The following is a 21,626-nucleotide window of genomic DNA, read 5'->3' on the forward strand; positions in this document are numbered from 1 at the left end:
AAAACAACGCCAATCCTAATCGATTGGCGTTGTTGTTTTTAAGGAGGCTATAACCACTTAAATCGATAAAACAGTGCCATCTGTAGGGCGACGAGTGAGATTAATATGCCGCAGAAGGTGGCGAAGGCCCAAGTGTTGTCGGCGCCCGGTATGCCGCCAATATTGACCCCGAGTAAGCCGGTTAAAAAGCCTAATGGTAAGAAAATTGCCGACACTAAGGATAAGAAATATAAGCGTTTATTGAGCTGTTCCGATTGTTGGCTGAGTAATTCTTCCTGAGTCACATTTGCCCTGTCGCGCAGGGCATCGAGATCTTCAATGGTGCGGATAAGCTTATCGTTTGTTTCCCTGAGTTTAAGTCGTTCTGAATCGTTAAACAGACTAACTTGCTCGGAAATCATTTTTGAAAAGGCTTCACGCTGGGGCGCTAAATAGCGGCGAATGGCGACAGTTTGGCGGCGTAGTTCGGCGATATCTGTGCGTAAGTCTTTTACATTGCCCGAGACAACGAGCTCTTCTAAATCAGAGAGTTGTTCTTCTAACTTATCGATGAACTCGACTTTACGGTTAGTGAGTCGCTCGCAGACAGCGACGATAAAGTCGCCCGTAGTTGCAGGCCCATTGCCCTCAAGGATCAGCTCGGCGACATCTTTGACCGACTGTAACTCGCGATCGCAGGTGGATATGATTCGCTGTTTATCGGCATAAATACGCACGGCCACCATGTCTTCGGGAGCTGAATTGGGGTTGAGGTTGACGCCGCGTAACGCGAGCAATATGCCTTCGCCGGCGATAACGGCGCGGGGGCGAGTATCTTGGGCGAGTAGGGCATCACTCTCGACCTTCGGCAGGCCGCTATTGAGTATCCAGTGGCGCGCCTTTTTATTGCGATAGCGAAGGTGCAACCAGAGTAGACCATCCTGCGGATCCCATTTTTCGATCTGTTCCAAGCTTAAGGTGGAACCCGCTTGGGCGCCGCTTAGCACTAAACTGTAGATAAATCCTTCGTGCATATCGCATTCCATATAACTTTCAAAATCATACAAACAAGCTAACTGATTTTGCCATGAAAATGAAGTCAGTACTTGTGCTTAACGGATATGAGACCAACGCCAATAGAGTTATACCAATCACATTAAATATCTAATCAGTTCAGAGCCTCACAGGTATTTCAATCCAAGGCAGGAATGGTTATTCCCTTTTAAGCCAATGCAACACGGGAGTGGGATGCCTGTGAGGCTCCCGAAGGGCGGCTGATGTTAACGGCATGGCAACGCGCTTTATACTGCGTTTAAGGCTTTCGACAGAGCACCACTATGCCTTCAAGCCTTCGCCTTGGCTAAAGAGCCTTGAACTCCGGCTGAATGAACAGATATTTTGTACGATTGGTATTAAATCGGCTGTGCTGCGTGGGGCGAGCAACTTCGGCAAGGATAGGTTAAAATTAGCATTAGTAGGCTTAGAGCAAAGAGACAATAAAATGGAATACGAATTTCGGCGTAACAGTTTAACCGGCACTTTTCTGGCCAGCTTTAGCATGGATCATGAAGTGCTGGGGCAATGGTTTACAGAAGAATTGGGGCCTGAGTTAGCCAAAATTCAGCAAGTGTTAGACATGATTAAAGAAATTCAAACCGATAAACGAGGTGCATGGCGTCTCGTCGGTAATGATTTCACCTTAGAGTTAGAGCGTGAGCAGGCGCGGGTGTTTGCGAATACGTTAGGTTTCGAGCAAGAGTATGAATTAGAAGAGGCGATGTCACTCTATGATGCTGAATCTGAAGCCTATTGTGGCTTAGAGGATTTTGAGCTGGCGTTACTGAGTTGGCAGACATTTATCGAGAAAGGTCTGTAATCGTCCATTCAAATTCTGTTCGATAAAAACATAAAGGCAATCATATGATTGCCTTTATTGTTTGCGCTATACCTCGCTAAACTCAGGTATTACTGATTAAGGTAGCGCACCGCCATTTCGGTTCTCGACTTGGCATTGGCTTTACGCAGTAGGTTTTTCACATGCACTTTGACAGTGCCTTCACTAATGTGTAAATGCTCTGAAATCATCCGATTACTTAAGCCTTCCGCCAGTTGCTCTAGAATTTGCAACTCCCTTGGCGTCAGGCTCGAAATCCATTCTTGCTCATCGGTCGCATCTTTTAGCTCGTAGAGGTATTCCTCCACTTCATCGCTGATAACTCTGTGGCCAAGCATGGCATTTTTGAGTTTTTCGAGCAGTAAATCGGGCTCAGTATCTTTGAGCAAATAGCCGTCGGCACCGGCGCGTAGTAAGCGGATCACATCTTGTTTGGCATCGGAAACTGTGAGTATCACTATGCGCGAGGTGACGCCCTCTTGGCGCATGGCATTGAGCGTATCTAGGCCTGTCATGCCTTTCATATTCAGATCGAGCAAGATGATGTCGGGCTCATCGGTGGCGACGGCGGTTAATGCATCTAAACCGCCTCCGGCTTCGCCAAAAAGGCTGAAGTCTGGATCTGAGGCAATGAGCTGGCAGATGCCTTTGCGTAAGAGGGGATGGTCGTCGACCACAAGTACGGAATAAGGTTTACCCATTTGAAGGCTCCTGTTGAGAGGGGAAAATAAGCGTCACTCGAGTGCCACTTGAACCTTTGCTGTGCTGCGCAAGGTTGAATGAATGGTTAGGCTTGAGTGTATCGTCTTGTTCGTTGCATCCTTGCTCAATCGTGGTTGCCGTAGCAGGTTTAAATCTGCTTATCTCGTTGTCGCTAAATATGACTTTACCTGAAAGTTTGCTGGCTCGCTCATGCATAATCCCTATGCCAAAGTGTTGATCTCGTTCTTTTAAATGTCCAATACCTATGCCGTTATCGCAAACATTGATATTGACCATGCCCTCGTCATCCTTATAACAATGGATATTGATGAGGCTGGCCTCAGCATGTTTGATGGCGTTTAAGGTCGCTTCCCGAGTGATCTGCAGTATGTGAATATGCTGCTTTGCCTCTAGCCATTGTGGTGCAAGTTTATAGTCTAAGGTGATCTTGATACTCGTCTTGGTTCTGAGCTGCTCGAGCATAGTCTCTAAGGCACTTTTTAGATCGGGTTCTTTAATCGTGAGTCTAAAGGTCGACAGCAATTCCCTGAGCTGCACATAGGCAGTGCTCACGCCTTCATTGATTTCGGTTAATTGAGCCTCAACGAGCGGGCTGCGGCAACTGCAATCTAAGTTTTTGCGTAATAAGCTAATTTGGATTTTAAGGAAGGACAGCACTTGACCTAAGGAGTCGTGTAATTCCCGTGCGATCACGCCGCGTTCCTCCATCAGCGCCAGTTGCTGCCTTTGCTCAGTGGCGTTGTGGATCACAATTGAGCGAGTCAGCATAATCGCGAAATTATTAAATAGCGCGATATTCGGTGTTTGGTCGGCAATTAACTCTAAATAGCCTAAATTAGCCTGCTCAAATTGCAGTGGGAAACGGGTACTCTCTTGAGTCATATCTGGCCAGCCGCCATCGGCCTCAATCACTTCAAGCTCTTGCTCTGGATACTGGATAATGAGCCTAAGGTAGTCGAGTGACTCATAGCCTTTTAACTGATTTAGTGCCGCTTTGAGCGCTTTGTAATCGAGCTTATTTGCGTTTAATGTCAGTAAGTTATCGTATAAAAATGCCAGCTCATTGTTGGCCCGAGTGAGTGCTAAGGTTTTCTCTGCCACCTGCGACTCTAAATCGCCATAAAGCATAGCGAGTTCCTTGGCGGTTTTTTGCAGGGCATGGGTGAGCGCTGTGAGTTCGATATATTCGGTTTCGGGCATTTCGATTTCAAAATTGCCTTTAGAAATAGTATTCGCCGATTCCATAAGCTTTTGCAGTGGGATTACCACTTTCTTCTTAGTAAAACGCACCGCCACAAAGGCGATAATGAGCATGACGCTTAAGCCTAATATTTGGCTGGCGGCGAGGAGCCTGAGTTTAAAGGCGGCGTGGTGCTCCATCTCCAATACCAGTAAATCTATGGTGTCGACAAAGTCCTTAAGTGACGCCACATAGTCGCGGGAGTTTTCTTGCTCTATGTAGTATTTCATCACCAGCCATTTATCGATCACGAGCTGATATTGATCGGCAATCTTACGTGGACTAAACCAACTATCTGAAGGCTTTAAGGTATCGGAATAGAGGGTGTTTTCGAATTCGATGATTTTATCGAGCGCAGCATCACTGCCAGAGTTGGCGTAAAACATCAATCGATAGCTTTGCATCCGCAAAGAACCCGAGGCGTTAATCGCCTTAGCGTCGCCCAAGCTGTAAGACAAATTGATGATAGCAAAGGTCGATAAACTGCTAGAAAGCAGAATGAGTACTAACATTAATCCTAAGATTTTTGAGGTTAGACTGCCTCGTTTCATTAATCCGCTATTCATTTTAATGGCCGCTGTTATGGCACTTTGCAGTGGTTTTTACATTAGAAAATAATGTAATACATTAACAAAAGTATAGAAGTGTGAACAACAACACCTTTACATTTTGATCTAGCGCAAACTTCGACCTAGATACCCCCTAAGAGGTATATGTTTAGCGGGATTAAGTCACTAAGTTTGACCATGGAGATGTCGTGATTTACAACAATAATGCAACACGGAGATGAGATGATGAAGAAGATGACAGGTAAGTCCTTTGCACTAAGTGCACTGGTTGCCGCCAGCTTCATGGCGGCGGGCGCAATGGCGAGTGATAAAACTGAGCCTCGCAACGAAGTTTATAAAGACAAATTTGCTAATCAATACGCTAGCTGGCATGACACAGATAAAAGCACTGAGAATACCGATGTGTTAGCCTCGGACCCGAGCTTAGTCGTGCTGTGGGCAGGTTATGGTTTTGCGAAAGATTACAACGCACCACGTGGCCACATGTATGCCATTACGGATGTGCGTAACACTCTGCGAACTGGCGCACCAGCCAACGCGGAAGATGGTCCAATGCCTATGGCTTGTTGGAGCTGTAAGAGCCCTGATGTACCTCGCTTAATTGAAGAGCAAGGCGAAGATGGTTACTTTAAAGGTAAATGGGCCAAGGGCGGCCCAGAAGTCGTCAATACTATAGGCTGCGGCGACTGCCATGAGAAAGGCACGCCTAAACTGCGTATCTCTCGCCCCTTTGCTGAACGTGGTATGGAAGCATTAGGTACACCGTTTGCCAAAGCGTCTAAAAAAGACAAGCAATCTATGGTCTGCGGTCAGTGTCACGTTGAATACTATTTCGAGAAAAAAGAAGGCAGAAAAGGTTTCGTTAAATTCCCTTGGGATATGGGCACAACCGTTGAGCAAATGGAAACCTATTACGACGGTATTGAGTTCTCCGACTGGACGCATGCGCTGTCTAAAACCCCTATGTTAAAAGCGCAGCACCCTGGTTATGAAACTTGGAAACTCGGTGTTCATGGTAAGAATGATGTGAGCTGTGTTGATTGTCACATGCCAAAAGTGACCAACGACAAGGGCCGTAAGTACACAGATCATAAGGTGGGTAACCCATTTGATCGTTTTGAAGAAACCTGCGCGACGTGCCACAGCCAAAGTAAAGAGTTCTTAGTCGGCTTGACCAACGAACGTAAAGCTAAAGTGAAAGAGCTAAAAGGCCGCGCCGAAGCGCAACTAGTGAAAGCGCACTTTGAAGCCGCAGCCGCTTGGAAAGCCGGTGCAACTGAAGCGGAAATGAAGCCAATTCTAACCGATATCCGTCATTCACAATGGCGTTGGGACTATGCGATTGCTTCACACGGCGCTGCTGCGCATGCCCCTGAAGAAGTCTTACGTATCCTAGGCACAGCGGTAGATAAAGCGGCAGATGCGCGGGTTAAATTAGCGCAATTGTTAGCGAAAAAAGGCATCACAGATCCTGTCGCGATCCCAGATATTTCTACTAAAGCCAAGGCACAAGCCGCTTTAGGTATGGACATGGAAAAAATGAATGCAGAGAAAGAAGCATTTAAGAAAGACATGTTACCTAAGTGGGATGAAGAAGCGAAAAAACGCGAAGCCACTTATAAATAGTGTTTAACAAATTGTTTTTAACCTGAGCTAACCCCTCATGTAAGCAAAAGCCCTCGCTGACTCAGCGAGGGCTTTTTTATGGGAGTGAATGTCAACGTCATGCCTGAACCAAGGGCTGTTTACTTCATTAGAGCCAAGGAGTGAATTGCTATTTTATCAGTTTTAATAATGCCCTAAAGCGCTCGCCTTGGGCTTGATGTTGTAATTCAAATAATAGCGATTCCACGTTAGTTAATAAGGCGCCTCTGGCCGTCATCATCTGAATACCCAGTTGTTTATTATCGGCACTGCGTGACGAGACGCCATCTGCGACGAGATGCACTAAATATTGCTGTTCTATAAGGTCACAACAGGTTTGATAAACACACACATGGGTCTCAATGCCCGCCAGTATGACGTGTTTGCGATCCGTCTTAGTGAGTGCCTGCGCAAAATCTTCACAGTGCCAGCCGCTAAAATGTTGCTTTGCAATAGGGGAGCCGGTTTTCTCCAGCAAGGTTTGAAGCTCAGGACTGGTTGCTCCGAGTTTATCGGGTAGCTGTTCTAACCACAGTATGGGTATTTCAAATAATTGTGCACCTTGGATTAAGGTCTGTAGTTGTTGGTGCAGCTTGTCACTGTTATCCATGATTTGTGCAAGTTTTCCCTGCACATCGACGATAACGAGAACACATTCTTCGGGTTTTAACATCGGGCCTTCCTTCTGCGCTTGATGATTGTCTTAGTGATGATCTTCGCTTTTGTCTAAGAGCTTGTGCTGTGATGCTCAGATTTCATCTCGATTTACGCTTCACCCAGTAGACCCCAATTTAACCTTGTTACCAATAGGCCTAAGGTCGAATAGCTGCTGCACTTAAACTGCTCACTAAAAGAGTGCGTTGCACCAGTTAGTGCTCGATTATGGTGCATTTTTAACCTTTGAAAATAACCTTTTTTAGTTAAAGTTTAAAATAATCAGTAGGTTAAATTATTGGCCTAATGATTGAATTACCTTTGATACAAGTTAATAACAATCGCGTTTTTTTGGAGGTCAGGATGAAACTAGTCAGCGCTATCATCAAGCCATTTAAGTTGGATGATGTCCGTGAAGCTATCGCCGGAATAGGTATTGAAGGCATGACGGTGACCGAAGTTAAAGGTTTTGGCCGTCAAAAAGGGCACACAGAGTTGTATCGTGGCGCCGAGTATCAGGTGGATTTTTTGCCAAAAGTAAAACTAGAAATTGCCACTAAGGCTGAAAATCTCGACATGTTGATTGAGGCCATTACCACTGCGGCCCATACGGGGAAAATTGGCGACGGTAAGATCTTCGTCGTCGACTTAGAACAAGCTATCCGTATCCGTACGGGTGAACTCGATACAGAAGCGCTATAAGGGGCTGACAATGGAAGAATTAACAAAATTAGGCGGCACAGTCACTGAACTACGCTTTGCACTCGATACCTTTTACTTTTTGATTTCTGGTGCGTTAGTTATGTGGATGGCGGCGGGATTCGCCATGTTAGAAGCAGGTTTAGTTCGCTCTAAAAATACCACTGAAATTTTAACGAAGAACGTGGTGTTGTACGCGATTGCCTGTGTGATGTATCTGCTGGTTGGCTACAACATTATGTATGTGGATAACACTGAAGGGGGTTGGTTGCCATCGATTGGTACCTTAATCGGTTCTCAATCATCAGATGCGAGCCATGCATTAGAATCTGACTTCTTCTTCCAAGTGGTGTTTGTGGCAACGGCGATGTCAATTGTCTCTGGCGCTGTGGCGGAACGGATGAAGTTATGGGCTTTCCTGTTCTTCTCTGTGGTGATGACAGCGGTTATCTATCCGGTAGAAGGGTATTGGACTTGGGGCCAAGGTTTTATCTCTAAACTGGGCTTTGTGGACTTTGCGGGTAGCGGTATTGTGCACATGACTGGTGCGACTGCAGCGATTGCGGGGGTATTATTGCTCGGTGCACGTAAGGGAAAATATGGCCCTAACGGTCAAGTGAATCCTATCCCAGGATCTAACTTGCCAATGGCAACCTTAGGTATGTTTATTCTGTGGATGGGCTGGTTTGGCTTCAACGGTGGCTCGCAATTAATGGTGTCGGATGCGGCGAATGCGAGCTCAGTGGCAAAAGTGTTCGTTAATACTAATACTGCGGCTGCATTTGGTGCTATCTCTGCGCTTATCGTATGTAAGATGATTTGGGGTAAAGCGGATTTAACCATGATACTCAACGGTATTCTGGCGGGTTTAGTGGCGATTACGGCAGATCCGCTATCACCTTCACTGTTAATGGCGGGCGTGATAGGTGTGGTTGCTGGTGGTTTAGTGGTGTTCTCTATTGTGGGCTTAGATCGCATTAAGATCGACGATCCTGTGGGCGCGATTTCAGTACACGGCGTGGCGGGTTTCCTTGGGTTAATGTGTGTGCCATTATCCAACGCTGATGCGACCATTACTGGGCAGTTGACCGGTGCAGCCTTCATCTTTACTTGGGTATTCTGTTCATCCTTTGTGGTTTGGTATGCGATTAAGAAAACCATGGGGATCCGTGTGACTGAGGAAGAAGAATACAATGGTATGGATGCGTCTGATTGTGGTATCGATGCTTACCCAGAGTTTGTTACGGTTAAAAATGCTGGTTAAGTAAACTGGCGAATGAATGGTGATTCAACTTGATGCCTAGCGTGGATCGAGGGATAGTAAAGCAGAGCTTAGGCTCTGCTTTTTTATGGGGCTTGGTCATGGGTTAAGCTCAAGGCGGTTTAGAGTGGGGCTTAAGCAGGCTGCCGTGCATTACCTTACAGCATGATTTACCTACACTATTTACCTACAGTATTTACTGCACGAACAGAGGGGTGAACTATGAGCTTACATGCCACAGCTGTCGGTCAATTTACGCGACTCAGCCTTATCGTTATTGCTGGCTTGATATCAGTATCTGCCTTAGCAGGGGAAATCATAGTTAACCGCTCGAGTGAGCCTGTCGATGCCTTTGCTGTGCGTGATCAAGTGCTCAAGGATTTTGAGTGGCAGGAGTCGCTTCGTCGTCAACAGCAGATCCAAATTCTGCAGGCTTTACCCTTAGGTTGTATTACTGTGATGAAGCCCTATCGCTATTTTACCTGTGGGGAGCATAACTATCGGCCATACCATTACCAGCAGCGTGAGCTATACATAGAGGTTGATCAACCTTCGCAGTAACTAACGTGTTAAATCACTTATAGTTATTTTTTAACGATAGCGATTGTCATTTTTTGTAACCATTTTATGTCGTCTTTTTCGCCATTTGTAATAAGCTCAAATAGGAGCTAATGGTGTGGGAGGACATATGTCAAAACTATTCCGAGCCGTATACCTGAGTGCCATAATGGGCACTGTACTCAGTCAGTTGGTTGCCTGTAGCTCGACGACCATCGCGCCTGATCCGTCTGATCTTGAGTCGCTACTTGCCGATTCATTGTTTACCCCTGTCGCCGATATTCCTTCCGTTGCGGATATTTTTTATCTGCCGCCTGAGGTGGTAACAGATGTAAAGCGTAGCTATGACAAATATACTTTTTCCCATAATAACGCCATGTTAGCCAACGAATGGTTAGCCAGTTATATCAATGCCAGCCAAACCAATAGCGCTAAAATTGATTTTCGCTACCAAGATAACCTGACCCAAATTGCCCGTGAAACCTACGCCCAAAGGGCAGGGAATTGCATGTCCTTAGTGGTCATGACTTCTGCGTTGGCGGATATATTGAATGTGGGCGCTGAGTATCAAGATATCGCTATTGAACCCATATGGGACAAGCAAGGGGATTTCTATTTAATCAATGGTCATGTGAACTTACGCTTACTTCCGCCCGAGAATTTACATTCAGTCTATGTGTCATCCGCAGCAATCTTAGTGGACTTCATGCCCGAGCGCGCCCTACGAGGGTATGGTAAGACCCGAGTGAATAAGCAAACCTTGATCAGCATGTTTTACAATAACATGGCGGCAGAGTCTTTAGTGAATGGCGATTTAGATAGGGCCTATGCCCTCATCAAAGCGGGTTTAAATGTCGGCCAGTTTGTCCCCTCACTCAATACGCTCGCCATTATTTATCGGCATAAAGGGGATGAGAAACGGGCCGAAAAAGTGTATCGCTATGCGCTTAAGTTTGAGGCGAAAAATTTAACCACGCTTTATAACTTAGCTTTGATTTTAGGGGATCAGGGCAGGCTTGATGAATGGGCTGAAATCAATAAAGTGCTTGAATTAGCAAGGATACGTAATCCTTATTATTACTATGATATGGCGCAGCAAGCCTTCGATGAACATCAATACGACGAGGCTTTAGCATGGTATCAAAGGGCGTTGGCCAAAGCTGATTATCGGCATGAATTCTTCTTCGGTTTATCAAAAACCTATTGGGCGCTGGGGGATGAAAAGCGTGCCAAACTGAATATGGAAAAAGCGCTGGCTTTGAGCCGTGATGATTCAGAGCGTCATCGCTATCAAAACAAGTTACAAGTCATGATGCACCATTAGTATTGGCCTGCTCTAGCATCCAGTTCTCTTGCATAGAGAGCTGGATCAATTGCACTCATTCAAGCGTTTAGTCGTTAATATCTTAGCTGACAGGCATGGATAGCTCACTCGTACTTGCCGCAATCATTCCCCGCTTGCTTTTTATCCGCCATATTCGATTTTGTTCATTAAGGCTGTGAGTTAGCTGGCATATTTGAATTTTGATTTTTTTAAAATATATTAAAACAATAAGTTATATTTGATTTTTTGAAATGGAGACAACTTGGTTGCATTGGCGCTTGAGACTCGATAAATTGAACTCAGTATTGCAGTTGAGATCCCTTATCGCAGCGATAGAAATAGCCTAAAACACCAGAGTTGGAGCAGTAAAATTATGTATTACCAAAATGATGACGTTCGCATTAAAGAAGTAAAAGAGTTACTTCCTCCTATCGCGATTCTAGAACGATTTCCTGCTTCCGAAAAAGCCTCTGCGACTGTGTTTAATGCGCGAAATAGTATCCACAATATTCTGGCTAAGTCTGATGATCGCCTGTTAGTGGTAATTGGACCTTGTTCTATCCACGATCCCAAAGCGGCGTTGGAATATGGTCAGCGTCTGGTTACGCTGCGTGAGCAGTATAAAGATCAACTCGAAATCGTGATGCGAGTGTATTTTGAAAAGCCAAGAACCACAGTAGGTTGGAAGGGGCTGATTAACGATCCTTACATGGATAACAGCTTTAAACTCAATGATGGTTTACGTACTGCGCGTAAGTTGTTAGTGGACTTGAACGACAGCGGTATGCCAACCGCGGGTGAGTTTCTTGACATGATCACCCCGCAATATATGGCAGATTTAATGTGCTGGGGAGCCATTGGCGCCCGAACAACTGAGTCACAAGTGCACAGAGAATTAGCCTCGGGTCTTTCTTGTCCGGTCGGTTTTAAAAATGGGACCGATGGCACCATTAAAGTCGCTATCGATGCGATAGGTGCTGCCAATGCACCGCACCATTTTTTATCTGTGACTAAGTTAGGCCATTCGGCGATCGTTTCGACCAAAGGGAATCCTGATTGCCACATTATTTTACGTGGCGGCCGCGAGCCTAATTACAGTGCGCCGCATGTCGCTGAAATTAGCCAACAGTTATTAAAAGCTCAGCTTGCTGACAACATTATGATCGACTTTAGCCATGCCAATAGTAGTAAAGAGTATCAACGTCAGTTAGTGGTGGCCGAAGATGTGGCAGGTCAAGTGGCGGCGGGGAATACTGCTATTTTTGGCGTTATGGTCGAAAGCCATTTAGTGGAAGGTCGTCAGGATTTAATTGAAGGCCAAGAGCTGTGTTATGGTCAGAGCATTACCGATGCGTGTATCGGTTGGGATGATACCGAGCGCCTGTTGGCCATTTTGAATCAGAGTATTATCGAACGCCGTCAGGTTTAATTATCTGTTCGTGAGAACATAAACCGCAACGATACCTGAATTAGTCGTTAACGATTGCGGGTAAAGTAAAAACAAAGGCGCTATCCCGGCGCCTTTGTTTTATCTATTTATTGCTTATTTCAACAATGTATTCATTTGCTTTGGCTAAGCTACCAAAGGCGGCAATAAGGTTGTTTCTACCTTTATCTTGTATCTCTGGATTGCCTGATTCGATCATCATCCACACCCAAGTTTGGATCAGTGGTAATGGCGGGTATTGAACTTTAGCGGAATCCAACATAAAGCTTCCTTTGATCTTATTTAATTTGTTTGTCTTAATGTTCTCGCTAGAGCTTGGGCGTATGAATCGCAAAATCTAGCGCGTAGAGGTTAACAAATTCTATCGATTTGTATAACCGCCTCCATGGCATTTTGGGCAAAACTGCAAAAATAATCAACAGCAGTAAGGTTGAGCTAAGCCTTTCCCCATAGCAAACTTGTCTTCTGTCATACGGCGCAGAGGTCAAGTCAAACGCAAGCTATCGGTATTTATACCAGCACAGAAATCAGTATAAATTCATTTATTATGAATATGCCAGTGTAATACGTAAGTATGACAGCTTGGCTTTTCATCGGATCAGAATAGCTGTGCATTGTGTCGTGAATAAGTCTATTTGTCTGTCAGAAAAATCTGATTGATTTTATTCAAGCTTTGCTCGTTTCGTTTAGCTTAAGTCTGGTTTGTACTGTTACAATTGACATAACTCATTCAAGGTTATGTCCTATGCGCCCAACGTTATATTTTGAAGGTCCAGTCGATAAATTAAACTGGCACGTCATGAAGCTGCTTTGGCCTTACTTATTGGAATACAAAGGCCGTATTGCGCTGGCGATGTCATGCCTCATCATCGCTAAGCTGACCAGCGTGGCTTTGCCTTTTATTTTGAAGCATTTGGTCGACACCTTAGATGCCGATAAAACCGCGCAAGCCCTCAGTGTGCCCGTGGGATTGGTGTTGGCCTATGGTGCGATTCGTTTACTGACGGCGATTACGGGGGAGATCCGCGATACCTTGTTTGGTCGGGTGACTGAGCGGGCGATCCGCCGTTTAGGCTTAGCGGTATTCGAGCATTTACACCGACTTGATCTCGATTTTCATCTAGAGCGCAAAACCGGCGGTTTATCCCGTGATATTGAGCGCGGCACCAGTGGCGTGAGTTTCCTCATGCGGTTTATGGTGTTCAACATAGTGCCGACCTTGCTCGAAATTGTCATGGTGATTGGCATTTTCTTCTATAACTACGGGATTGCGTTTGCGGCAATCACCTTTATTGCTGTGTTGGCCTACATCATATTCTCTGTGGTCGCGACCGAATGGCGCACTGAGTATGTACGTGATGCCGCCAAGGCTGACTCTTTATCAAATACGCGGGCGATTGATAGTTTGCTGAACTACGAAACCGTTAAGTATTTCAATAATGAGAAGTATGAGTCGCAGCGCTACGATCAAGCGCTAGAACAGTGGGAAGTCGCTAAACGTAAAAACCGCTTATCTTTGTTTGCGCTTAATGGCGGACAAGCTGTGATTATCGCTCTGGCGATGACAGCAATGATGGCGCTGGCGGCATACAGAGTTACCTATGGCGATATGACCTTAGGTGATTTTGTGTTGATTAATGCGTTTATGATGCAGCTCTTTTTACCCCTTAACTTTTTAGGTTTCGTGTATCGCGAAATTCGCGGCGCCTTAGCCAATATTGAACGTATGTTTAGCCTGCTCGATAAACATCCCATGATAGTCGATTCACCCCAAGCACTCGATTTTCAGCCCACCAAGGGCGAGCTGGTATTTGAAAATGTGAATTTCAGCTACGACGAGCGGCAAATTCTGCGGGACGTGAGTTTTAAGGTTGCTGCGGGGAAAAAGGTGGCCGTAGTTGGTGATAGTGGTGCTGGTAAGTCGACGCTGATTAAACTGCTATTTCGATTTTACGATGTGGACCAAGGCGCGATTAAAATCGATGGACAAGATATCCGTCATTTGACGCAAGATGCGCTGCGACGGGCCATCGCTATCGTGCCGCAGGATACTGTGCTGTTTAACGATTCATTAGTTGAGAACATACGCTATGGCCGCCCAAGCGCGACGGATGAAGAGGTGCGCAACGCAATTAAATTAGCGCACTTAGAGCAATTTATTACATCACTTGCCCTTGGGTGGGATACAAAGGTGGGTGAACGCGGCTTAAAGCTCTCTGGCGGAGAAAAACAGCGGGTTGCGATAGCCAGAGCCATTTTAAAGGGCTCGCCCGTGCTAGTGTTTGATGAGGCAACATCCTCACTCGATAGCCGCTCCGAGCAAGCGATTTTGTCGGCACTGCGGGAAGTCGCTAAAGGGCATACCAGCCTTGTGGTGGCACATCGATTATCTACGATTGTCGATGCTGACCAAATCGTTGTATTGAGCCAAGGTGAAATTGTTGAGCAGGGTAATCACCAGACTTTGTTAGTGGCAAATGGTCTATATGCCAAATTATGGCGTATACAAAATGAGCAGCAACATACTCATCTGAGCAGTGAATAGCGTAATACAGTTCAGTCTTTATTCAGCTTCGGCTCTCTATACTCAAATGCCAACACATCAATCGGAAGAGATCTGGCATGGAAAATATTGCACTGAGAGTGAACATTGAAGGCAAAGAAGAAAAAGTCGCCACTGATTGGTTTGCCATCATGGCGACATTGAAAAAACGTGGTGTTGATTATGATTCGCTGCAACGTATTCATGCTGAATTGAATGCGGGTCTACTGGTGACGACTCGGTGTCTTACTTTGGCTAAGGTCAATCCAGAGATGGTACTTGCGGGCGTGATCCGCGATATGCATGTGCCGACAAGTGACTATATGATGAGCATGCGCTAAACATCATAGAAAATGCGTTAGAAAGTCAGCGTTTGATGAGAATGTGGGAGGGTAGTGGTGAGCAACTATTCTCGATGCTCAAGGAAGAGTCATTTTGCTCTAACGTTTTATATTTTGTTTAAGACCAATTGTTTAAGACCAATAGTGCCGAATTAAGCTACGCCATTCAGCTTGCCAGCTTTCCAACCTTCACATAAAAGATTCAATTTAGGTGCTGACTCATCGATCAAGGTGAGTCGAATGATCTGTCCTTCACGAAAACACACAAGCTCGCCTTCGATCTCAGTCAGGCGATTACAGCTCTTACAGCTCGTGCTTACAGTTTTACTGGCGGGCAGTTGGCTTACGAAGCTAGATTTCAAAGTGTTTCCTTAAGTTCAATTGTGGGTAAGGTATTTGGATAACGCCTCACCTCACGGATCTTACCTCTTTTGTGATACGCATTCAAATATACCTTATGTAAAACTCATATAGACAAAAGTTGTACTGGCTAATAACCGCAAGGGTTTGCGGCTATTTATCCATGTGCGAATAGAATTTGTCGAGCGAGATAGATAAACCGCTATCGAGCACAATTCGTACATGTGAAGGCTTAAGTTGTCTTGGCTCTGTCACACCGCAAGAGTGCGCGATTAGCGCTAAGTCATGGTGTAAATTATGATTATAGTTAGCGACCCGCGTCGATTTATCCCTAGGATTTAGCCCTTGTTGTAGTTTTGGATTATGCGTAGTAATACCCGTTGGACAGGTATCTTTATTACATTGCAAGGCTTGAATACAGCCGAGGGCAAACATGTTGCCACGGGCCGATGCGATAAAGTCAGCACCTAATGCCAAAGCCCAAGCGACTCTAGATGGAACGATAAGTTTGCCTGAGGCAATGACTTTGATGCGTTTACGCAAGCCGCGTTGGATCAAGATATTGACTAGGATAGGTAAGCTTTCTTTCAGCGGTAATCCGACATAATCCATTAACGGTTGCGGCGCTGCGCCCGTGCCGCCATCGGCGCTGTCTAAGGTGAAAAAGTCGGGGGCAGAGTCTTCGCCGCGGCGTTCAATTTCATCACATAAATCTTCCAGCCACTGTACATCGCCGAGTACGGCTTTAATGCCGGTAGGTTTACCTGTGACTTCACGAACTCGCTCGACCATATCTAAAATATCGTTTACTGACTTAAATTCGATGTGGCCATTGGGGCTGATTGAGTCGTGCCCCTCTGGAATACCGCGAATATGGGCAATCTCAGCGGTCACTTTAATACCGGGTAAAATGCCACCCTTGCCAGGTTTTGCGCCTTGGCTCATTTTAATTTCGAACATTTTGACTTCAGGATGAATCGCTATCGCTTTCAGTTTTTCATCGTCTAAATGTCCTTGTTCATTTCGCACACCGTATTTGGCTGTTCCAATTTGAAAGACGAGATCGCAGCCACCTTTGAGATGATATGGGCTCAAACCGCCTTCACCCGTATTAAGCCAGCAACCCGCCTGCGCTGCGCCATGGGAAAGGGCGGTGATAGCTGGGCGCGATAGGGCGCCAAAACTCATGGCTGAAATATGGCAAATGGCTTGAGTGGTATAAGGTTGACGACAGTGAGTGCCAATCGTCAGCGGGTGAATAGGAGTAATATCTTCATCTTGGGTCGGGAAGGCGGTATTCATAAACATGATAGTACCGGCAGTATCCAAGGGGCGAGTCGAACCAAAGGCTATGGTTCTATCAACATTTTTAGCGGCGCGGTAAACCCAGCTGCGTTCAGCACGGTTGAAGGGCAATTCTTCCCTGTCTTGGGCGAAAAAGTATTGCCTGAAAAACTCACCTTGTTTTTCGAACAGATATCGAAAACGACCAATCACGGGATAGTTATGCCTTACTGCTTGTTTAGTCTGCATTTTATCTGCGATATACATGTAAATAACGGCGAGTACTGCGAAGCCGATGACGATCAAAAATAGTCCTGAAAACAGATCGAGTCCCCACATAAACCAATTGAGTTCACTCATGTTATTTATCCTTATTCTTGTCCGTAACGGGTGGCGATCAAGCTCGCGGGTTGGCCATCATTGAGAGAGAGCAAAAACAGCTGGCTGTAGTCCTCTTCGCCGATTTCTTGGACCTCAGGTCCACCAAGGGCTTTGATGATCAATGGCACTGTGTTTGAATGACCAGCGATGAGCGTATTACCTCGTACCGCATGCACTTGTTCGACAATCAGCTGAATATGTTCTTCGATAGGTTTGGCTGCCTCGACTATCGTCACGGGCAAATGGCGAGCCTCGGCGATAGGCGCGAGTGTTTGCTGGGTTCGCAGGTATTGAGTCGCGATGAGTTGCGACAATGGCGTGCGGTTCAAGGCGGTGATCAGTGACGTTGCGCGCATTTCCCCCTTGGGCGATAACTGTGGGTCATTGGCTGGCGTGTCGGCTTTTTCGGCATGTCTGACTAAAATAATCAGCCTGTTTTCAGCATGGGCTTGGCTAATCGGGGCGAGGCTGAGGCAAGTTAAGATAATAAGACCGGTGAGCAAACTAAGGCGTTTGATATTGATGCTCGTATAGTGCTCAATAGTGCACTTAAGCATTTGTGTAAACACGTGAAAGCGGAAATGACTCAAATTGCGGCCTGCTGCCATGGTGTAACATCCTTTTCTATTGGCTTATCTCTAAGCTCGACGATAGTAATGATCTGCATGCGGGTGGATGGCGCTTTATGCACTTTATACAGAATAAACCCACTCAATTTATGCGGGCCTTATCATGACCTTGTGGTCACGATGGTACTTCAATTCTAAAAATTACTAAAGCTGGTCAAATTTTGGTCGATAATAAAGTCGACCCGAATTGAATGGATAGTCATCATGGAAATCAATAAACCCTCTCAAGTGCAAAGTACCCCTTTGCCGCAGAAAAAATATGCTGAAAATACGGCGCCTAAGGGTACCGAAGTGAGTGATTCGAAGGACGCGAAAACCACCGAAGTGACCTCGAAACAAACCGCGCAGCAAACGAGTAAGCAGCTGATGAATCAAGCGATTTTATCGGCACAGCAAGATGTGAATATCAAGTCAGGCGATCAGTCTATGATCTTGCTTTATCGCGCTGCGATAGAGTCGATTAATAAAGAGTTAGCGCCTACTATGGGCGAGAACGCGATTCAAACTGCTTACGATAATGGCGTAGATACATCGCCAGAAGCGACTGCAGATCGTATCGTGAGTTTTGCGACGCAGTTTTTTAGCATTCACCAGCAACAAAATTCGGGTATGAGCTTAGATGAGCAACTCGATAGCTTTATGGGAATTATTGGTGGTGCAATTGATAACGGCTTTAAAGAAGCGAAAGACATTCTGTCTGGCCTTAGAGTCTTGCAGGGGGATATTGCCGATGGTGTCGATAAAACCTATGGTTTAGTGCAAGAGGGACTACAGGCCTTTAGAGATAGTTTTAATAAGAAGACAGATGAGACACAATCGAGTGCCAGTTAACGCTCTGTTGTTTTCGGTTCTATCGCCATAAGCCCCTTATCATAAGGGGTTTTTGTTATGCGGAAAAAAGTCTATGCTGGAAGCCTATTTAACGTTTCGCTTGAGGGTACGCTATGTGGACTAGGGGACAAGTTATAGAACGTATTGATTGGAGCGATAAGTTATTTTCATTGCGCATCGCCGCCGAGTTAGCCCCATTTATTCCTGGCCAGTTTATCAAGTTAAGTCAAATGCAAGATGATAAGCGTGTTGCCAGAGCATACTCCTTAGTCAATTCTCCCGATAAACCCTATGCCGAAGTGCTCGCAGTCGCGGTAGAGGACGGCCTGTTATCGCCGCAATTGCAAAACCTTGGCATAGGCGATGAAATTGAAATTACCTCAACCGCGACTGGTTTTATGACCTTAGTGGAAATTCCTAAGGGTGGACTTCAAGGCAAACACTTATGGTTTTTGGCTACAGGTACAGCGGTAGGGCCATTTTTGTCTATGCTCGACACCCATGAACCTTGGGAGCGTTTCGAAAAAGTCGTACTTGTGTATGGCGTGCGCGAGGCGCAGGATTTGGCGTATCTTGATAAGCTGCGTGAGTTAGAACGCACATACCCAGCACAGTTTACATTAGTCTTGAGTGTGACCCGTGAACCCTTTGCCGATGCGTTGCAGTGTCGTATACCCGAGGGCCTGGTCTCGGGTGAGATTGAAAAAAAGGCAGGAGTAACCTTAAGTGCTGCTGATTCCCAAGTTATGATTTGTGGCAATCCCGGAATGATCAATGGCGCGCAAAGCGCCTTACTCGATAAGGGATTAGTGAAGAATTTACGTCGTGCTCCCGGACAAATTACCGTAGAGAAATATTGGTGATCCCATTTTATATGGGTGGGAGCAAGCCGTTTTCGCTCCTAAATAGCCATAGCGTTTAATGCAAATATAAGGAAATTTTTGATGAAGTTGTTAAGTTCTCAAGCTTCACCCTACGCCCGTTGTGTTAGAGCCTTAATCCAGTATTTAGGAATTAACAATATTGAAGAGCAGCTAGTCAATCCCTTTGAAAACAGTGCCGAATTACTCGATGCTAACCCGCTAGGACAGATCCCGTGTCTCATCACTAACGATGGCGTGGCGTTATTCGATAGCGAAGTGATTATGCGCTACCTAGATGCTGAGCTTGGCGATCGTAAGATGTTTGGCATCTCAAGTCATAACTGGGTGTTGGAGTGTCAATATTCTTTGATAAAAGGCTTAATCGATAGCGCGGTGAAATTACGCCAAGAGCAGATGCGTGAAGATGAAGGCGTGAGATCGGCTTTTTGGACGGCTCGCTTTGAACAAGCATTGCTGCGTGGTCTTATGCAGGTTGAGCTGCAAACCGTCATCACCCAAACCACGATTCAGGCACCGCAATTAGCCTTGATTTGCTTGCTTGATTATGTGGACTTTAGACATCCAGAGTTAGATTGGCGCAAGGTTGCCCCTGCGACGGCACTTTGGTTTAGTGAGATGCGTAATCTCCCCGCGTTTATCCAAACCCGTCCCCAATAACTGGATGGAGATGCTCAGCCATCGGTTGCGCGTCTTCCCTTTGGTCTATCACGGCGGTTTTGTTCTCCAAAAGCGCCGAATAATTCCCGTGTAACCCCATATTCGACTCTACGGTCATTCCCTATTTGACGCCTATCTTCATGGTGTTGATAGCGACATTGGCACTGGGTCATAGTGCATTCTTCCATCGGGATTTCCGGTGCATCCTTTGATAAAAAACGTTTTCCAGACAGTGTTTCAGCCTGCTCACAGCAACTGCCGTCATTCACTATGCTTACACTGTGAAAATGATGATGCGGCTTAGTTCTATCCGCGTGTTGATTTACCGCTTTAGCATAGTGTCTATGCCGCTTGTGACCAGTATTGAGTTTAAATAGGCCAAATAGCGCTACTGCGACTATACATAGTAGCAAAACAGTTAACATGACGCCTCCTGAAAGCATTTTAAGCAAATTAAGGTTCAGTTTAGTTTGATTTGAGATAATCACCAGTTTTGAATTTAAATTCATTAAAAACAAAAAGTTAAATGGACTATTGCTCTCTGCATATCCATCTATTACTCTTGCGCTACTGATAAGCATTATCATTAATGCGGCCATGTTCACACTCGCTGAACATATCATCACTTTGGGGAGAAATGAGTAATGAAATGGGTAACTTGCGCGGCTATTGTTGGGTTAATGTCGGTTGGGCATTCAGCGAATGCAGATGATAAATTAACCGTTTATTCTTATCGTCAAGCCTTCTTGGTGGAGCCTATCTTGACGCGTTTCACCGAAGAAACCGGCATAGGCGTTAATTTGGTCTTTGCAAAAGATGGTATTGCTGAGCGTCTCGCCCGTGAAGGTCGTTTATCCCCAGCAGATTTGGTGCTGACCTCTGATTTCTCGCGTCTAGTTGAATTAGTCGATAAAGATCTGACTTCACCAGTTAAAAATATCCAACTCGAAAGCAACATTCCTGCTCAGTATCGTGACCCCGATGGCCAGTGGTATGCCCTGACCATGCGAGTACGAAATCTCTATACGGCGAAAGACCGTTTAGGGCCGCAGCAAATCACCTATGAAGAACTCGCCGATCCTAAATACAAAGGCAAAATCTGTACCCGCAGCGGTAAGCATCCATACAACATAGCATTAGTGGCATCTATGATTGCTCACCATGGTGAAGCTGAGGCTAAAACGTGGCTGACTGGCGTGAAGAGTAACTTAGCGCGCAAGCCACAGGGTAACGACAGAGCCCAAGTGAAAGCGGTAAAAGAAGGTTTATGTGATATCGCCATCGGTAACAGCTATTACTACGGCAACATGATGCAAGACCCTGAGCAAAAAAGCTGGGCCGAGGCCGTCACTATTAACTTCCCGAACCAAGCCGATCGCGGTGCTCATGTGAACGTTTCTGGCATGGTGTTAACTCGTCATGCGCCTAATAAAGCCAATGCGATCAAATTGATGGAATTTCTATCCGCCGATGTGGCTCAAAAGGCCTATGCTGAAGTGAATATGGAATACCCAGTAAAAGCCGATGTGGCACCTTCAACCTTAGTGGCTTCATGGGGGGAGTTTAAGTCGGATCAATTGCCGATTTTTAAATTGGCTGAATATCACCAAGCGGCAGTTAAGTTATTAGATGAAGTGCAGTTTGATCTCTAGCATTTGACGTTAAGCACTAGTGACAAATTGCAGAACTAGGTTATCAGCGCCATTGATTGGCGCTGTAACTTTT

The 21,626-nt window shown here is 45.7% G+C and carries 22 protein-coding genes and 1 pseudogene; 14 read left to right on the forward strand and 9 right to left on the reverse strand.

The genetic code is table 11. The features are described from left to right. Nucleotides 1–47: 47 nt before the first annotated feature. On the reverse strand, nt 48–1,013 hold the full coding sequence (locus Q4Q50_RS04825) for a zinc transporter ZntB (protein WP_012588585.1): 966 nt from the start codon (nt 1,011–1,013) through the stop codon (nt 48–50). Between the two features lie 254 nt (nt 1,014–1,267). Between Q4Q50_RS04825 and Q4Q50_RS22420 the strand changes: the two are divergent. Beyond that, nucleotides 1,268–1,393, forward strand: a pseudogene (locus Q4Q50_RS22420) (YacL family protein); the annotation flags it as partial. Nucleotides 1,394–1,480: 87 nt separating this feature from the next. After that, entirely contained in the window at nt 1,481–1,855 is a 375-nt protein-coding gene (locus Q4Q50_RS04830) for a YacL family protein (protein WP_107404904.1), read from the forward strand. An 89-nt stretch (nt 1,856–1,944) separates the two neighbouring features. Here Q4Q50_RS04830 and Q4Q50_RS04835 read toward each other — a convergent pair whose 3' ends face one another. Together Q4Q50_RS04835 and narQ are read right to left on the reverse strand one after the other, a co-directional pair. Then, on the reverse strand, nt 1,945–2,574 hold the full coding sequence (locus tag Q4Q50_RS04835; RefSeq protein ID WP_006084162.1) for a response regulator: 630 nt from the start codon (nt 2,572–2,574) through the stop codon (nt 1,945–1,947). Further along, entirely contained in the window at nt 2,567–4,402 is a 1,836-nt protein-coding gene (narQ, locus tag Q4Q50_RS04840) for a nitrate/nitrite two-component system sensor histidine kinase NarQ (protein ID WP_311898623.1), read from the reverse strand. The genes Q4Q50_RS04835 and narQ overlap by 8 nt, the downstream gene beginning before the upstream one ends. Before the next feature lie 225 nt (nt 4,403–4,627). Between narQ and nrfA the strand changes: the two genes are divergently transcribed. Beyond that, a complete protein-coding gene (gene nrfA / locus Q4Q50_RS04845; protein ID WP_012090224.1) occupies nt 4,628–6,031 on the forward strand; it encodes an ammonia-forming nitrite reductase cytochrome c552 subunit in 1,404 nt (467 codons plus the stop codon). Nucleotides 6,032–6,179: 148 nt separating this feature from the next. Here nrfA and Q4Q50_RS04850 read toward each other — a convergent pair whose 3' ends face one another. Further along, the gene (locus tag Q4Q50_RS04850) at nt 6,180–6,722 is read right to left on the reverse strand and encodes a hydrolase (protein WP_311898626.1); all 543 of its coding nucleotides are present in this window, start codon (nt 6,720–6,722) and stop codon (nt 6,180–6,182) included. Between the two features lie 344 nt (nt 6,723–7,066). Between Q4Q50_RS04850 and Q4Q50_RS04855 the strand changes: the two genes are divergently transcribed. The 5 genes from Q4Q50_RS04855 to aroG all read left to right on the forward strand — a co-directional run bounded on the left by Q4Q50_RS04855 (nt 7,067) and on the right by aroG (nt 11,974). Continuing rightward, on the forward strand, nt 7,067–7,405 hold the full coding sequence (locus tag Q4Q50_RS04855; protein WP_006080143.1) for a P-II family nitrogen regulator: 339 nt from the start codon (nt 7,067–7,069) through the stop codon (nt 7,403–7,405). A 10-nt stretch (nt 7,406–7,415) separates the two neighbouring features. Further along, nucleotides 7,416–8,666: an ammonium transporter AmtB gene (locus Q4Q50_RS04860; RefSeq protein WP_259574983.1), complete on the forward strand. Its 1,251-nt coding sequence runs from the start codon at nt 7,416–7,418 to the stop codon at nt 8,664–8,666. 219 nt (nt 8,667–8,885) lie between these two features. Continuing rightward, nucleotides 8,886–9,224, forward strand: coding sequence for a hypothetical protein (locus tag Q4Q50_RS04865; protein WP_311898629.1), 339 nt, complete (start codon nt 8,886–8,888; stop codon nt 9,222–9,224). A 127-nt stretch (nt 9,225–9,351) separates the two neighbouring features. Then, nucleotides 9,352–10,545, forward strand: a complete 1,194-nt coding sequence (locus Q4Q50_RS04870) for a tetratricopeptide repeat protein (protein ID WP_311898631.1) — start codon at nt 9,352–9,354, stop codon at nt 10,543–10,545. Nucleotides 10,546–10,918: 373 nt separating this feature from the next. Continuing rightward, a complete protein-coding gene (gene aroG, locus Q4Q50_RS04875; RefSeq protein ID WP_259528976.1) occupies nt 10,919–11,974 on the forward strand; it encodes a 3-deoxy-7-phosphoheptulonate synthase AroG in 1,056 nt (351 codons plus the stop codon). 103 nt (nt 11,975–12,077) lie between these two features. Here aroG and Q4Q50_RS04880 read toward each other — a convergent pair whose 3' ends face one another. Further along, a complete protein-coding gene (locus Q4Q50_RS04880; protein ID WP_105250227.1) occupies nt 12,078–12,254 on the reverse strand; it encodes a hypothetical protein in 177 nt (58 codons plus the stop codon). 483 nt (nt 12,255–12,737) lie between these two features. Here Q4Q50_RS04880 and Q4Q50_RS04885 point away from each other — a divergent pair, with 483 nt between their 5' ends. After that, the gene (locus Q4Q50_RS04885; RefSeq protein WP_311898632.1) at nt 12,738–14,537 is read left to right on the forward strand and encodes an ABCB family ABC transporter ATP-binding protein/permease; all 1,800 of its coding nucleotides are present in this window, start codon (nt 12,738–12,740) and stop codon (nt 14,535–14,537) included. Between the two features lie 77 nt (nt 14,538–14,614). Continuing rightward, complete coding sequence (locus Q4Q50_RS04890; protein WP_106651643.1) at nt 14,615–14,875, forward strand: hypothetical protein; 261 nt, start codon at nt 14,615–14,617, stop codon at nt 14,873–14,875. Between the two features lie 152 nt (nt 14,876–15,027). Here the strand turns inward: Q4Q50_RS04890 and Q4Q50_RS04895 are convergent, their stop codons facing one another. From Q4Q50_RS04895 to Q4Q50_RS04905, 3 genes are all read right to left on the reverse strand, one after another. Then, entirely contained in the window at nt 15,028–15,237 is a 210-nt protein-coding gene (locus Q4Q50_RS04895; RefSeq protein ID WP_006084154.1) for a hypothetical protein, read from the reverse strand. Between the two features lie 151 nt (nt 15,238–15,388). Beyond that, on the reverse strand, nt 15,389–16,879 hold the full coding sequence (locus Q4Q50_RS04900; protein WP_311898634.1) for an FMN-binding glutamate synthase family protein: 1,491 nt from the start codon (nt 16,877–16,879) through the stop codon (nt 15,389–15,391). Between the two features lie 11 nt (nt 16,880–16,890). Then, nucleotides 16,891–17,508 carry a histidine phosphatase family protein gene (locus Q4Q50_RS04905; RefSeq protein WP_311898636.1) on the reverse strand — a complete coding sequence of 206 codons (618 nt, stop codon included), beginning with the start codon at nt 17,506–17,508 and terminating at the stop codon, nt 16,891–16,893. A 225-nt stretch (nt 17,509–17,733) separates the two neighbouring features. Here Q4Q50_RS04905 and Q4Q50_RS04910 point away from each other — a divergent pair, with 225 nt between their 5' ends. The 3 genes from Q4Q50_RS04910 to Q4Q50_RS04920 all read left to right on the forward strand — a co-directional run bounded on the left by Q4Q50_RS04910 (nt 17,734) and on the right by Q4Q50_RS04920 (nt 19,901). Next, entirely contained in the window at nt 17,734–18,360 is a 627-nt protein-coding gene (locus Q4Q50_RS04910; RefSeq protein ID WP_311898637.1) for a DUF5610 domain-containing protein, read from the forward strand. A gap of 113 nt (nt 18,361–18,473) precedes the next feature. Next, nucleotides 18,474–19,223 carry a ferredoxin--NADP reductase gene (locus Q4Q50_RS04915; protein ID WP_311898639.1) on the forward strand — a complete coding sequence of 250 codons (750 nt, stop codon included), beginning with the start codon at nt 18,474–18,476 and terminating at the stop codon, nt 19,221–19,223. 81 nt (nt 19,224–19,304) lie between these two features. After that, on the forward strand, nt 19,305–19,901 hold the full coding sequence (locus Q4Q50_RS04920) for a glutathione S-transferase N-terminal domain-containing protein (protein WP_106651638.1): 597 nt from the start codon (nt 19,305–19,307) through the stop codon (nt 19,899–19,901). Between the two features lie 14 nt (nt 19,902–19,915). Here Q4Q50_RS04920 and Q4Q50_RS04925 read toward each other — a convergent pair whose 3' ends face one another. Beyond that, nucleotides 19,916–20,326 carry a hypothetical protein gene (locus Q4Q50_RS04925; RefSeq protein WP_311898641.1) on the reverse strand — a complete coding sequence of 137 codons (411 nt, stop codon included), beginning with the start codon at nt 20,324–20,326 and terminating at the stop codon, nt 19,916–19,918. 219 nt (nt 20,327–20,545) lie between these two features. On the opposite strand from Q4Q50_RS04925, the gene Q4Q50_RS04930 reads away from it, so the two are divergent. Further along, nucleotides 20,546–21,553 carry a Fe(3+) ABC transporter substrate-binding protein gene (locus Q4Q50_RS04930; RefSeq protein WP_107949207.1) on the forward strand — a complete coding sequence of 336 codons (1,008 nt, stop codon included), beginning with the start codon at nt 20,546–20,548 and terminating at the stop codon, nt 21,551–21,553. The last annotated feature ends 73 nt before the right edge of the window (nt 21,554–21,626 follow it).

The organism is Shewanella scandinavica, from assembly GCF_031932065.1.
GTDB classification, from domain to species: domain Bacteria; phylum Pseudomonadota; class Gammaproteobacteria; order Enterobacterales; family Shewanellaceae; genus Shewanella; species Shewanella baltica.